We start from the raw sequence: 14,018 nt of genomic DNA, 5'->3' as shown, positions 1-14,018 counted from the left end.
AAGTCTCTGTAGGATTCATTTTTTATCGATCAAGCATTAAGCTCTTCACCCACGTAGTGGCAGGCGGCATAATGTCCCTCGCCAACGGCTCGCCATTCGGGTTTACTTTGGCTACATAATTCTGTTGCGATAGGGCAACGGGTATGGAAAGCACAGCCTTTCGGAGGATCTGTCGGACTTGGAATTTCGCCCATCAACTTAATCCTTTCTCTTTCCTTATTCGGAACGGTTCGAGGAATAGCCGATAATAGCGCCTGTGTATAAGGATGAACTGGATTTTCATAGAGAGCCTCAGAAGGGGCGAGTTCAACCATATTCCCTAAGTACATAACTAATACCCGATCAGAGATATAACGTACAACACCCAAATCATGAGAGATAAACAGATAAGTCAGTTCATATTTGCTTTGTAGCTTTTTAAGGAGATTTAGTACTTGCGCTTGTACGGATACATCCAGGGCTGATACCGCCTCATCACATACAATAAATGACGGCTGTAAGGCTAATGCCCGGGCAATCCCGATCCGTTGCCGTTGGCCGCCACTAAACTCGTGTGGGAACCGCCCATAATGCTCTCGCTTCAAACCGACTTCTTCTAATAAAGAAAGGACTTTTTCCCGTCTTTGTTTCGCATTCATAGGGTTATGGATTTTAATCGCCTCTTCAATAGCAGCCCCAATTCTTTGCCGAGGATTTAAGGAGGCATAAGGATCTTGAAAAATCATCTGCATTTCACGTTTAAAGGGTTTTAACTGCCTTCTTGAAAGCTGTGTAATGTCCTGGTCTGCAAAAATTAATTGTCCCTCCGTTAAAGGTTCGAGTCCTAATATCGCGCGTCCTAGCGTGGACTTCCCACACCCCGATTCACCAACAACACCTAGTGTCTCTCCTTTAGTAATCTCAAGCGAGACCCCATTTACTGCTTTCACTTCACTTTTGGTTCGCCGCAGTATGCCGCCCTTAATTGGGTAATGTTTTTTGACATTTTTAACTTGGAACAATGTTGTCGGCAATTGACTCACCCTCCTTCATCCAGCATCTCGTTTGATGACCGTTTTCTTCATAAATAGGGGGCGCTTGCGAGCGACAGATATCCATCGCGAAAGGGCATCTTGACTGAAACCGACAGCCTACAATGGCTTCCCCTAAATTAGGAAGTGAGCCAGGAATGGCTTGAAGCTGAGTGAGTTCACCCTCCACCTTGGGAACGGAGGCTAAAAGCCCTTTGGTATAAGGATGCTGGGGGTCATTAAAAACCGTTTCCACATCCCCCTCTTCTACAATTTCTCCAGCATACATGACAACGACGCGATCGGCTGTTTCAGCGACCACTCCCATATCATGCGTAATCATGACCACACTCGTCCCTAACTGTTCTTTCATGTCATTAATTAAATCAAGGATTTGAGCTTGAATTGTCACATCCAGAGCTGTTGTTGGTTCATCAGCAATCAGGATTTGCGGGTGGCACGCTAACGCCATTGCAATCATGACCCGTTGTCTCATACCCCCGCTCAATTCATGAGGATACTGCTTCATTCTTTGTTCCGGAAGAGAAAGTCCGACTTGCTTTAAAAGCTCGATCCCTTTGACATGTGCCTGCTTTTTACTGAAACCTTGGTGTATTCTTAAGGGCTCGCGGAGCTGATAGCCTATCGTGAACACAGGATTAAGAGCTGTCATCGGTTCTTGAAATACCATCGATATTTTATTCCCTCTCATCTTACGCATTTGGTCTGGCTTTAAGCTGAGCAGATCGGTCCCCTCGAATAGGATCTTCCCTTGGGCAATATGCCCATTTTCTGGGAGCAATCCCATTATGGATAAGGCACTGATACTTTTACCACAGCCCGATTCACCGACAACACAAACAGTTTCTCCCTTTTTTACTGAAAAAGAAAGGTCGTGAACGGCGGAGAGGGAGCCCTCAGCCGTTCTAAAATGGATATTCAAATTTTCGATTTGTAGAATGTCCGTCATTTTACGCTCCCCTACTTTCTTGAGACGTTGTATAAGAACCAATCCCCTGTTGGGAGAATATCGATCCCTTCTATATCGTCTTTATAAGCACCTGTCACAACACCATGGTCCATCACAACCCACGGGGCCTGTTTTATCGCGAGCTCATTCGCTTTTTTTAATTTTTCCTTCCGCACATCCTGGTCCACGGTATAACGAGATTCATCGACTAATGTGTTAAATTTTTTGTTGTTAAAGGCAACAACATTTGATGCCCCAATGTTATCTCCCCCAAGGTTCGGATAGAGAAGTTCGCTGCCATCGGCCGTGCTATTGGACCACCCTAGGAAGGTCATATCAAACTTATCTTGCTTACTGACATCGAGGAAGGTTCCCCATTCCATCGTCCGTATTTTGGCGTTAATCCCCACTTTTTTCAGTTGATCCTGGACGATTTGCCCCATTTGCATATAGGCGGCTGTGTTGGCAACAAGGAGATCAATCTGTTTTCCGTCCCATCCGTTTTCTTTTATGATTTGTTTAGCTTTCTCAGGGTCATAATCATACCCTAGACTTTCAGCTGATTTATCGTAGCCAAAGATTTTCGGACCAATGATACTATTCGATTTTGTTCCTAAGCCATTGAGTTGCTTGACGTAGGCATCTCGATCAATGGCATAAGAAATCGCTTTTCGAAACTCAAGATTGTTCATCGGTTCACGGCGAAGATTGAAACCTAAGTAAGAGACGGCAGTGCCTGCTTTCTTAGTGGTTTTAATCCCTTTTAAGTTTTGGACACGGTCCCATTGTTCAGAGGGGACATTTTCAATAAAATCAACCTGCCCAGTTTGTAGCATCGATATTTCTGTATTGACATCAGGGACGACTTTAAAGGTGACCTTGTCAAGCTTTGCTGGACCCTTCCAATAATCCGGATTCTTGACCAAGGTTACATGATCACCAGGAACCCATTCCTTTAACATAAAGGGGCCTGATCCTACGGGTTTTTTCATTAGATCCTGTTTTTTATCAGCGGTCGGACTAATAATCGCTGAGTTCCCATGGGAAAGAGCGGCTAACATCGGGCCATAAGGTTTTTTCGTTTTGATGACGACCGTCAAATCATCCTGTGTCGTGATAGAATCTACCGCGGATAGAAGCGAAGCTCTTGGTGCCCCTGTTTTCGGATCTCTTAATTTATCAAAAGTATATTTAACGGCTTCGGCATTGAGCGGTGTTCCATCTGAAAACTTAATCCCCTTATTCAGATGAATAACCCAGGTCTTATCGTCTGGCGTCTCATAGGATTTTGCCAGGTTAGGCTTTATTTCCATTGTTTCTGGATCCCGGGTAAAGAGTGTTTCATAAATTTGATTGAGGACATTTTGCGAAACGGAATCATTGGTCATCGTGGGAGATAAACCAACAACTTTTGAGGTTTGCGCGAACGTCATCTCTTGGGCCTTTCCACTCGACCCCGATCCGCCACTCGAAGCACTTCCACCGCTTGCTCCTGAACTACTACATCCTGTTAGTACAATCCCGACGAGCACTAAAAACGCCAAAATACTGAATCCAATTCTTTTCACTCTGCTCTCCTCCTACTACCCCTGTTTTTTCATATTTGGATCGAGTAAATCTCTTAACGCATCGCCCACAACATTAAAGGCAAAGACGACGAGCATAATCGCAATCCCTGGAATAATCACCATGTGCGGCGCCTGCCACATAAATTGTTGCCCCGCAGCAATCATCGCGCCCCATTCCGGGGTTGCTGGTTCAGCCCCTAAGCCTAAGAAACTGAGTGAAGAGGTCGATAAAATAGCTGTCGCCATGTGCATCGTGGCAAAGACAATGATTGGCGCTGTACAGTTGGGTAAAATATGTTTAAATAAAATCCTCCGGTCACTTGAACCCAGTGATCGCATTGCCGTAATATACTCCTGTTTCTTAACACTCAGAACACTGCCACGAACGATTCTGGCACAGCTTGGAATCGACCAAATACTAATGGCAATCACGACGTTCGTAAGACTTGAACCTAGGACTGCAACAATTAATAACGCAAGTAAAATACCAGGGAATGCAAACATCAAATCCGACAATCTCATAATCAGTCCATCTAAAAATTTGTAATAACCTGCTAGGAGTCCTAGCAAAACACCAAAGAAAGTCCCCACAACTACGGAAATGAAGCCAACAATAAGAGAAATTCTTGCACCATATAACAAACGACTCCACATGTCCCTGCCATAATTGTCGGTCCCTAGCCAATGGCCCGCACTACCTGGTGGTGCATTCACTAACGATAAATTTTGAGTGAGCGGATCATAGCTTGTTAACCAATTTGCGCCTAAAGCCATCACTATTTGAATGCCAATTATGATTAAGCCGACAACGGCAAGTTTATATTTCAAGAGTTTCTTAAACGTTTGACTTATCTTATGACTTGCTTTCTTAGGCTCAGGTATCACTACATCTGCTTGTGTCACTTCCGGTTGCATCTTTTCACCCCTTCTCCTTCATGTTGTTCTTAATCATAATTAATCCGAGGATCGATCAACGCGTAAACAATATCGACGACTAAGTTCACAAAGACGAAAATGGCGGCGACGAGTAACACGGCACCTTGAACCATTGGGAAATCTCGTGAGCCGATGGATTCAATCATCAAACGCCCAATTCCATTGATCGCGAAGACTTGCTCGGTAATTATGGTCCCGCCTAATAGAAAGCCAAAGTTCAAGCCAATAACGGTAATAACCGGAATCATGGCGTTCCTTAAACAATGCACCCAAATGACAACCCGTTCCTTCACCCCTTTTGCCCGGGCGGTACGTACAAAATCAGAATGTATAATTTCAAGCATTGAAGAGCGCCCCATTCGGGCAATCATAGCGGCCGATCCCGTCCCTAACGTTATCGCTGGTAGAATCATTTCTTTGAAACCTTGTAATGTCCAAAAGGGTGCATCCAGTCCTCCGACAGGAAGCCATTGAAAGTGAACGGCGAAGACAAGGATTAACATGGCGCCTAACCAAAAGTTAGGGATGGATATCCCTCCGAGCGACAAAGTGGTACTGAATACATCTAACCAAGAATTTTGTTTAAGCGCGGAAATAATACCCGCTGGAATACCAATAATGACTGAAACAATAACGCTAGCAATGGCTAAGTTAATCGTATTTGGAAGTCGAGTAAAAAGCTCAGCCGCCACAGATCGTTGTGTCTGAAAAGATACCCCAAAATCACCATGGAGGAGACCCACTAAGTAATTCCAATATTGTACAAGGATAGGCTGATCTAACCCGAGCCTTTGACGAATCCCAAGAATATCGGCCTTGGTTGCTGTCGGCCCCCCGATAATACTTGCAGGGTCTCCAGGTGCTAAATGCATACTGATAAAAACAATAAATGAGATCCCAATAAGTAAAAAAATCATTTGGATAAATCTACGAATGATTAATGCTGACACTACAAACACCTCACTTCATCAGGCCAAAACCTTTGAAATGGCCTTCTCTTCAATAGGTCTTTCTTACTGGTCTAGAGGTCTAGTTATGATTAAAAATGACTATCCAATCTCTTTACTAAAATCCCTATTTTTTACCTACTCCTCTCCCTTTGTTATTCATAAAACCAAAAGATCATACAAAAGTAAGTTAATATTGCAAATAAACTTAACAAAAGAAATTAATTTATAAAAGATTATAGGTCAATCCCTCCAGATAATCAATGGAATTTTTAGAAAAATATTAATTGCGCACTTATTCGAAGTTAATAGAATGCGTTTACATTGTCTTAACAATCGCACTTTACACCCCCTAGGATTTTTTTCTCTTTTTCGCCTTTAAATTCACCCTTTGTTGCTCTTGATAAAGAGTGCGACGTAATGGATGAGTGGATATACATCGGACGGAGCTCGTACATAAGAGGCGCTTCACTCACAAAAGACAGCTATTACTCTCAAATGGCGCCCGAATCATGCCCAAATCGAACAAATAAACGTGGCGGACACACATAAGGAGCTGCTGATGAACAAAAGGGATATCACAACTCACAAATAGTCATAACGGAAAGACGAGAATTCTGTCACAATGGTTGTTAAGCCGTAAATAAAGTAAGAGCGCCAGAAGAGCCTTCACGTCGCAACTTACTTCATCCCCTAAAACCCAAAAAGGTGGAGAATCGCTTTGAGCCATTCTCCACCTTTTAATACAAATGAGTAATCGGATTTTCCATTCACTTAAAGTTTTAAGCCATTTCTGCTTTTAAAGCGCCTTAGCAAGATATGGCTATCTACGCGCGTTATTCCCTCAAGTGTATAAATTTCCTCGTTAATAAATTTTTCAAGCGCTTGAAAGTCCTCGACCAAAACGTGCATATGGAGTGTGCTTGGTCCTGTCATCTGATAACAACTCGCCACCACGGGGTTATTGACCAACGTTTCCGCGACCGTAACGAGTGAGGACGGCTCACAATCCACTTCGAAAAAGGCAGACACTGTTTTCCCTGCCAGCTCCGAGTTAATGACAACACTAAATTTTTCAATAATTCCCTTTTCACTCAGTTGATTGACACGCTCCCGGACAGAAACTCTTGACATGCTGAGCTCTTTACCAATATCTACATAAGACATGCGGCCATTCTCAGTCAGAAGCTCTAAAATTCGTTTGTCGATATCATCAATACGCATTTTCTTTCACCCACTTATCACTCTTCTAAGTATCCCCCTTAGCATTATCAACAGTAAAAATATGGTTCGAGATTCATGATGAGGAATATGAGACCCCCTCTTTCTCTCTGCTTCAAGCGCGCTTCATCTGTTACTACGCTCTTCCATTTCAACTGTTTCTAATGTTCAGTCATTTTTCATTATATAGAAAATGACTTACTTAGCAATCCTTTCTAAACGAGAAACTGTTAATTCCTCTTCATATTATAGAGTCTTTTTACCTAGTGCAAAAGGTTCAATTCTTTTGTGTTATCCCTTTTATTTACATTAAATTCAATTCTAAATGTATGTTTTTCGCTTGGTATTACATCCTATGATTATCGAGAAATTCTTTTCTTTGGAGTGGTATTTATGTTTCAGAATGCAAAAGCTCAACTCACCGCAGCCGAAATTCAAGGATTGTGGTCTAATTATATGGCTGATAGTATGGCGCTCGTCTTTATTAAGCAATTTTTAGGGCATTGTAAGGATCGTGACATTATTTCCGTTTTGAAGCATGCCATCAAGCTATCGACCTCACATCTAAAGTTTATTTCCCAAACATTTGAAAATGAAGGTATTGCGATTCCAAGGGGCTATTCGGATTCAGATTATAATCCCGAGGCCCCCCCACTTTTTACTGACAGTTTCCTTTTATTCTATATCAAAAATATGACCAAAACAGGTCTCGCAACATACGGAGCCTTTCTCAGTGGGTCTAGCCGTGAGGATATTCGTACTTATACTACAGAATCTCTTGAAACGACAGCGGATCTTTTCAATCAAACAACCGATATTCTTCTTAAAAGGGGCCTGGAAATACGCTGCCCTCTGACCCCCTATCCAAAAGAAAATAAGTTAATCAAATCAACACAATTTCTTGCCGGTTGGTGGGGCGAACAAAGGCCACTAACCAGCGGCGAAGTGTCAAACCTCTTTATGAACCTTACCACTCAAAATAATATCGCTACATTAATGACAGGCTTTAGCCAGGTTGCACAAAATGAAGATGTTAAACATTTCCTCAACAAAGGAAAGAAAATCGCTAAAAAGCACGCTGAGACTTTTTCTGGTTTTTTAAAGGAAAGCGATCTCCAAACGCCGGTCCGATCGGATACAGGAGTTACAACCTCCAATACACTGACCTTTTCTGATCGCCTAATTATGGCCCAGATTGCTTTACTTCTCGAGTCCTGTATTGGAGATTATGGGATATCTCTTTCTTTATGTCACCGTCGGGATTTAAGCTTAAATTATGTTAAACTCACTTCAGAAATTTCAACTTATGGGGTAGATGGTGCTAAAATACTGATCAAAAATGAATGGATGGAGCAGCCACCAGGAGCAGTCGATCGCGATAACCTCTTATTATGATTATGCTTTCCTGCTTGAAGTAAACTTACCTTGCGCCTTTCCTTTAAAAGCCCTGATTCTCTAACCTTCTACCTTCCTTTTAAGAATATTTGACTAAAAGGTTTAAAAATATTTTTAAAAGGGTATTCTTATTTTACCCACCTTTTATATCTCAGAATGTAGGAGACTAAAAGCACCGTAGTCCAAGCAACTACGGTGTTTTTCAATGTTTTTTTGATGTCATTCTTTCGCTTTCCGAAATACATTTACTTTTAAAATTATTTTATATTTTTTAAATAATAAGAAGGGATTCTTCATTTGGTTGAAGAACTATATAAGTGAAGTTTCTTTAACTTCACAATGCCATTGACTGGAGTCAATGTGGCGCTTCCCTAAAATCCTACAAATCCTACACTTGTTTTGCCTTTATGAGTCCAGTCACAGACTCTGCATAAGTTTTTAATGGATCGCTTCTCTATGAAGATCAGCAGAGGATCACCTCCGCTTTCCATAGAAAAAAACCACCGGATAATTTCGGTGGTCAGCGGTTATAAACGTTGGCTCCAGTCTTTAAAAATGGCGTTGTGACTTTAGTCTAATTCAGCATTTGTATCAGAACTATCGTCACTTTGGTTAGAAGAATTTTGTTCATCCTTGGCCTTGTCATCATTGGTTGACTTTTGGTCAGATGAAGTACCATTGTCTTTGTTGTTTTCCATGTTACCTTCGTTACTGTTTTCTGCAGCAGGTGTTGAAGGTTCTGGTGTACCACTTGTGACTTGAGCGGCTTGATCATTTGTTTTTACGTCCTTAAGACTTGCTAGGCCTTTTTGGAAGTAAGATTCAGGATTGACGGGTTTGTCATCTTTGCGAATTTCAAAGTGAACATGGACGCCGGCTTCAGCATTATAAAGATTTTTGCCTGCAGTACCAAGAACTTGTCCTTGAGAGACTTGTTCACCTTTTTCAACATCAAGCTTTGCAAGGCTTTGATACATGGTTTGAACCCCATTGTCATGTTGAAGAACAACGACATAGCCTAAATCCGGGTCTTTTGTTGCCTTTACAACCTTCCCGCTCATAGATGCTTCGACGTTAAAGGTTTTGCCATCCTTTCTCGCTAGGCAAACACCTGTATTTTGGGAGGTCGTATTATTGTAAGTTACAAGAGCTTTTTGTTGGTCTGCAGCTTTGCCATTGACATCATAGAATGGCATGACAACCTCTAGAGCATCAGAATCTGCAGCAGGCATCTGGAACACTTCATTGGAACCGTTGACTGGCACTGCATCGTCCTGACTTTGATTCAATGCACTTTCGTGGCTGTCTTTTTGATTTTTATCAGCACTCGGATTTTCCGAGCCTCTTTGCGTCCACAGGACGGCTGAAACAATCAATGCAACAACACAAAGATAAAGGGCCGGATAAAACCAACGTTTACTTCTAAGCTTCCGCATCTTTTTATTTTGAGATTCTTCCTGCGGATTTTTCTTTTGATCTTGATCTTTCATGTCTATCACCTCAAAAACCATTCTGATCAGATTTTCGGTGATCTATACACGAAATTAAAAAAAACTTATATATTTTTCTACAAACCACTTTAAAATATGCATTCAAAGTGTACTTTTAACGCCTTTGGATGAAAAAATGGCCCACAGCTTGGTGGACCATAGGAAACATCATTTACTTTTTCGCTGTCATTTTATTGAGAAACGGCTCAGCTTTCTCGATTTTTACACCTTTATAATAATGTTTAACAATTTGTTCGTCTGTTTTTCCATCTTCCGCCATACCATTGGCCCCATACTGACTCATTCCAACGCCGTGCCCGTTCCCTTTTGTGGTAATCAAAATCATGTCACCTTTTCGCTCCATCGTAAAATCTGCTGAAGCCAAACCCAGTTTTTCTCGAACATCCCGGCCGGTGAACGTTTTTCCTCCTATGACAATCGACGCAATCTGCTTGCCCTCGGTCAGCTTTTTATTCGTCCCTATGGGTCCATCCTCAGCATTTAAGGTCACGCCCAGCTTCTCTTGAACAGTAGTGACCGGTTTACTTATCGTCTGCTTATATTTAGGGGTGCCAATATCCCACGGACTGCTCACACTTTTTAAATAAGGGATGGGATTACTCCAATAATCCTCAGCGTTTTCGGTTTGACCATTACTTGTTGAGAAAAAGGAAGCCGTAATGGGCTCATCTTTATATGTAATGATTTGATCGGCTGTATCATCAACCGCTTTTTCTATCTTTTTTATTTTCCATGCATAATCTTTGCCCCAAACTTTTTTCAATTCGTCATTACTTTTAAAGACTTGATAAGCAGTAGTATCTCCAACCACGGCATTACCCGCACTATCACCGAGATCATCCTTATCCACAAGACGCCGAACAATATACGTTCGGGCGGTCAGGGCTTGTGCCTTTAGAGCCTCTATATTAAAGTCTGCTGGCATTTCACTCGCCACAACACCAATAAGATAATCACGTAACTGCAGTTTGTCTACCTTTTGGGTTGCACTTCTATACACAGAGACAGGCACCGCTAAATCCTGTGCCTTGGAGACGGTCATTGCTTTCTGTTGGGGCTTTTTTTCAGTCTGAGCTTCTGATTTTGATGAACTGGAAAACGGAAGTACAATAAGTGATGGAATAACAAGAACGATAAGAAAAAAGAATCCTATGACAATCATTAAAGGTCGTTTCATGTCCACTCCTCCATGAAGCCTGTATTTGTATCAGTTTATGGGGTTGGACAAGCATTTAGAACCTTACAAGTGAACAAATGGTGAAAGATCTGCGCACGTTTTTTCATAAAAATTAATAACATGCATATAATTTAAAAACCCTCGAAAAAACCAATCAACACAGACCGTCATGTCAACCACGATCACACACTATCCCATCATGATCACTATTAAAAATCAATTTGATTTAAATAAAAAATCAGGCAAAGAGCGCCAGCCTAAAGTGAAGATCAACACCTTTAGATACACTTCTCCTTTAGTAAGAAAAACCGGGCAACCATGCCCAGTCCTTATAAAAGCAATGAAAAAATTTTTGAATACCAAAATGTACCTTCAGAAACAAATGGGTTGGAGCGGAAGACGCGAGATTCGGAACACTTATACAGAGTGCGTTCCTCAGCGCTGCCTAAACTAGAGTTCTACGTGAACAGCACGTGTCCGAAGATCCACTTGGGAACCAAATTGACCATTCCCAAGTTAGCTGAGGCCACTAAGGACGATCAGCTAAAAGCGTTTCGTCCTGTGACAACGCCGACCCTACCCATATCAAAAAATCGTTTAAAACATGATTTTTCTGCGAGGATTATTCTCTTAGGAGCTTCCCTTAGTCCTGTGGGCATGAGGAAAGTTGAAGCGGAAATCCCATCGTATACATTCTTATACTTCGAAAAAAAAAAAGAGCCGTCAGTAGCGGCTCTCTAGGCAAACTTTGGTTTCATATTTAATTTTGGGGTAACAGGGACAGAGGCAGTAGCTTCAGCTTCTTCCTCAATCGTCACTCTTTTAATATTGGCACCTAAAGCTCTTAGCTTACCTGTCAAATCTACATACCCACGATCAATATGTTGTAAATCCGTTACACGTGTGACGCCTTCAGAAACAAGACCAGCAATAACCAATGCAGCTCCCGCACGAAGATCAGTGGCAGCGACTTCAGCCCCTTGCAGTTGTGAAGGTCCATTAACTATTGCAGAACGTCCTTCAATCTTAATATCAGCATTCATGCGTCTGAATTCTTCAACGTGCATAAAACGATTTTCAAAAACCGTTTCAGTAATCACGCTTGTTCCTTTTGCCTTAAGAAGTAGGGCCATCATTTGGGATTGCATATCTGTTGGAAAACCAGGATGAGGCATGGTTTTAATATCGGTTGGACGAATGATATCAGGGCCAATCACTCGAATGCCCTCTAACTCTTGTTCAACATGAATGCCCATTTCAGTCATTTTTGCAATTAATGGCCGAAGGTGATCAGCATCCGCATTTTCAATAAGGACATTACCTCCAGTGATCGCCGCCGCAATCATATAGGTCCCTGCCTCAATACGATCAGGGATAATCGTATGCATGGTTCCCTTTAATTGCTTCACGCCGACTACAGTAATGGTACTCGTACCCGCACCCTTAATTTTAGCACCCATCGCATTAAGATAATCTGCCAAACAAACAATTTCAGGTTCTTGCGCACAATTTTCTAAACGGGTTTCTCCTTCAGCTAATACTGCTGCCATGAGAATATTTTCGGTAGCACCCACACTTGGAAAATCTAAATAAATATTTGCGCCCTTCAGTTTCCCATTGACTTCAGCTTCAATAAATCCATTGCCGGTGTATACTTTAGCGCCCATGGCTTCGAAGCCTTTTAAGTGTTGATCAATAGGACGTGAACCAATGGCACAACCTCCGGGCATAGCAATGCGCGCACGGCCTTCTCTAGCCAAAAGTGCACCCATTACGAGGACAGATGCTCTCATTTTACGAACATATTCAAAAGGGGCTTCTGTACTCAATTCTTTCCCAGCATTTACCGTCACACAACCCTCTGTAAAATCAACCTCTGCACCTAAGTGTTTCAGTACTTCATTAATTGTATAAACATCTGCTAATGCAGGAACATTATATATTTTACTAAAACCTTTAGTTGCCAAAATCGATGCAGCGATAACAGGAAGCACTGCGTTTTTTGCTCCGTCGATTTTAACGGTTCCGTTCAAACGCCTGCCCCCTTGAACAATGATTTTTTCCAACGTATTCCCCTCCGCGTCCAATTTCGTTATTCAATTTTCATGGAGCTTGTAACAAGGCATCAGCCCAACCCTCAATTTATTAATATTCAGTAGTAATGATAGGTGTGCCAATTGTTACTGTTGTTTGCTCGTGTGCCTTACGCAGCCCCACTTGAACATTCATTTTATTGCCGTTCGTTTGAATCAATTCCTTCCAATGCTTATTATATGCGGAAAGGGATACAAACGTTTTATCGTCTATTTTCTCAATTTCATGTGCATTCAAATCGCTTAAAAATTCCTGTGCTTTCGCAGTCATACCAACGTCCATTTTACCATCGAGCGCACCGGATGCCCATACGAAGATTTTCCCATTTTTATTCTGAAAAATCGCTCGTAATCGCTCGTCTATATCAGATGATATCGATTCCCACTTTTTACCGTCCCAATGTTTGCCTACTGCTTCATATATGAAATACGTTTTAAATCCATTTTTATAGGGGTAGGCAAATAAGGTCACGGTCTCTTGATACTTTTCCCCATTAAACGTGCCTGTAAACTTTAATTGCTGCTCATTCTGAACCTCTATATCTTTCCAATGGAATTCGCTAAATTGTTGTTTTAAAGTCGCTGCTTTGGAATAAAACTCAGATTTGTCTAGAAATGTTTCTGAGTTTTCTCTGCCATAGACCGACCAACTGTTGACGCTCACGTTCTCTTTATGCAGAGCACCAATAATAGCTGGCAATTTACGCATTTGGAGGGTATACGATTGTGAATGTGCATGCGCATAGGCACCAATAAAAAAAGTAAATAAAAATACAAAAATCAAGATTTTATGGGTAAACGATTGTCTCATCTTTAATACTCCTCTCCTTACTATCAGTGTTGCCAAGGAGAAGGGCATCATACGCAGAATTCATCGATAAAATTTGTGTTTATATGACAAGTTCAGACATTACTTATAAATTTGTGGTAAATATAAAGATTGACTAAAGTAATCGAGGAAAAAGTCTGCAACCAAATAGCTGATTGCAATACTCAGTAATATCAGAAAGGCTCTTGCTCTTATTCCCTTGGGGTTTTTAAGTAAAAATTCAAGATTCAAGCTTTGAATTGCCCACCAAGTGAGAATCAGTGCACCAATATGTATCACTAAATATAACAAGGCTTGAGCACCAAAATTCATCAGAGACTGAACTCCTTTCTTCTTACAAGAACTTAAGCGAAGCTTCTTA

Annotated in this window: 12 protein-coding genes; 1 reads left to right on the top strand and 11 read right to left on the bottom strand. The window is 41.5% G+C overall.

Annotated features, from left to right (window positions below; translation table 11 throughout):
* Positions 1-29 precede the first annotated feature (29 nt).
* The 6 genes from IEV91_RS13045 to IEV91_RS13020 all read right to left on the bottom strand — a co-directional run bounded on the left by IEV91_RS13045 (position 30) and on the right by IEV91_RS13020 (position 6,655).
* The gene (locus IEV91_RS13045) at positions 30-1,022 is read right to left on the bottom strand and encodes an ABC transporter ATP-binding protein (RefSeq protein ID WP_188497855.1); all 993 of its coding nucleotides are present in this window, start codon (positions 1,020-1,022) and stop codon (positions 30-32) included.
* The gene (locus tag IEV91_RS13040) at positions 988-1,980 is read right to left on the bottom strand and encodes an ABC transporter ATP-binding protein (protein WP_188497854.1); all 993 of its coding nucleotides are present in this window, start codon (positions 1,978-1,980) and stop codon (positions 988-990) included. The genes IEV91_RS13045 and IEV91_RS13040 overlap by 35 nt, the downstream gene beginning before the upstream one ends.
* Before the next feature lie 11 nt (positions 1,981-1,991).
* The gene (locus tag IEV91_RS13035) at positions 1,992-3,548 is read right to left on the bottom strand and encodes a glutathione ABC transporter substrate-binding protein (RefSeq protein WP_188497853.1); all 1,557 of its coding nucleotides are present in this window, start codon (positions 3,546-3,548) and stop codon (positions 1,992-1,994) included.
* Positions 3,549-3,563: 15 nt separating this feature from the next.
* Positions 3,564-4,463, bottom strand: coding sequence for an ABC transporter permease (locus IEV91_RS13030; protein WP_188497852.1), 900 nt, complete (start codon positions 4,461-4,463; stop codon positions 3,564-3,566).
* Between the two features lie 29 nt (positions 4,464-4,492).
* Positions 4,493-5,434, bottom strand: coding sequence for a nickel ABC transporter permease (gene nikB / locus IEV91_RS13025; protein ID WP_188497851.1), 942 nt, complete (start codon positions 5,432-5,434; stop codon positions 4,493-4,495).
* Positions 5,435-6,205: 771 nt separating this feature from the next.
* Complete coding sequence (locus tag IEV91_RS13020) at positions 6,206-6,655, bottom strand: Lrp/AsnC family transcriptional regulator (RefSeq protein WP_188497850.1); 450 nt, start codon at positions 6,653-6,655, stop codon at positions 6,206-6,208.
* A gap of 390 nt (positions 6,656-7,045) precedes the next feature.
* Between IEV91_RS13020 and IEV91_RS13015 the strand changes: the two genes are divergently transcribed.
* Positions 7,046-8,047 (top strand): DUF3231 family protein, encoded by a 1,002-nt coding sequence (locus IEV91_RS13015; RefSeq protein WP_188497849.1) that lies wholly within the window; start codon positions 7,046-7,048, stop codon positions 8,045-8,047.
* Between the two features lie 569 nt (positions 8,048-8,616).
* Here the strand turns inward: IEV91_RS13015 and spoIIQ are convergent.
* The 5 genes from spoIIQ to IEV91_RS12990 form a co-directional block, all read right to left on the bottom strand.
* A complete protein-coding gene (gene spoIIQ / locus IEV91_RS13010) occupies positions 8,617-9,537 on the bottom strand; it encodes a stage II sporulation protein SpoIIQ (protein ID WP_188497848.1) in 921 nt (306 codons plus the stop codon).
* Between the two features lie 172 nt (positions 9,538-9,709).
* Positions 9,710-10,735 carry a stage II sporulation protein D gene (gene spoIID, locus IEV91_RS13005; protein ID WP_188497847.1) on the bottom strand — a complete coding sequence of 342 codons (1,026 nt, stop codon included), beginning with the start codon at positions 10,733-10,735 and terminating at the stop codon, positions 9,710-9,712.
* A gap of 737 nt (positions 10,736-11,472) precedes the next feature.
* Positions 11,473-12,801, bottom strand: coding sequence for a UDP-N-acetylglucosamine 1-carboxyvinyltransferase (gene murA, locus IEV91_RS13000; protein ID WP_188497846.1), 1,329 nt, complete (start codon positions 12,799-12,801; stop codon positions 11,473-11,475).
* 79 nt (positions 12,802-12,880) lie between these two features.
* Positions 12,881-13,639, bottom strand: coding sequence for a YwmB family TATA-box binding protein (locus tag IEV91_RS12995; protein ID WP_188497845.1), 759 nt, complete (start codon positions 13,637-13,639; stop codon positions 12,881-12,883).
* A 99-nt stretch (positions 13,640-13,738) separates the two neighbouring features.
* Positions 13,739-13,969 (bottom strand): DUF1146 family protein, encoded by a 231-nt coding sequence (locus tag IEV91_RS12990; protein WP_188497844.1) that lies wholly within the window; start codon positions 13,967-13,969, stop codon positions 13,739-13,741.
* Positions 13,970-14,018 lie beyond the last annotated feature (49 nt).

Source organism: Pullulanibacillus pueri, from assembly GCF_014639255.1.
GTDB classification, from domain to species: Bacteria; Bacillota; Bacilli; order Bacillales; family Sporolactobacillaceae; genus Pullulanibacillus; species Pullulanibacillus pueri.
This window is presented reverse-complemented; position numbering and strand designations above follow the sequence as displayed.

Bases quoted from the DNA above. Each gene is read 5' to 3' on its own strand.
- IEV91_RS13040 (WP_188497854.1), bottom strand. From the start codon at position 1,980: ATGACGGACATTCTACAAATCGAAAATTTGAATATCCATTTTAGAACG.
- IEV91_RS13030 (WP_188497852.1), bottom strand. From the start codon at position 4,463: ATGCAACCGGAAGTGACACAAGCAGATGTAGTGATACCTGAGCCTAAG.
- IEV91_RS13020 (WP_188497850.1), bottom strand. From the start codon at position 6,655: ATGCGTATTGATGATATCGACAAACGAATTTTAGAGCTTCTGACTGAG.
- IEV91_RS13015 (WP_188497849.1), top strand. From the start codon at position 7,046: ATGTTTCAGAATGCAAAAGCTCAACTCACCGCAGCCGAAATTCAAGGA.
- spoIIQ (WP_188497848.1), bottom strand. From the start codon at position 9,537: ATGAAAGATCAAGATCAAAAGAAAAATCCGCAGGAAGAATCTCAAAAT.
- spoIID (WP_188497847.1), bottom strand. From the start codon at position 10,735: ATGAAACGACCTTTAATGATTGTCATAGGATTCTTTTTTCTTATCGTT.
- IEV91_RS12995 (WP_188497845.1), bottom strand. From the start codon at position 13,639: ATGAGACAATCGTTTACCCATAAAATCTTGATTTTTGTATTTTTATTT.
- IEV91_RS12990 (WP_188497844.1), bottom strand. From the start codon at position 13,969: ATGAATTTTGGTGCTCAAGCCTTGTTATATTTAGTGATACATATTGGT.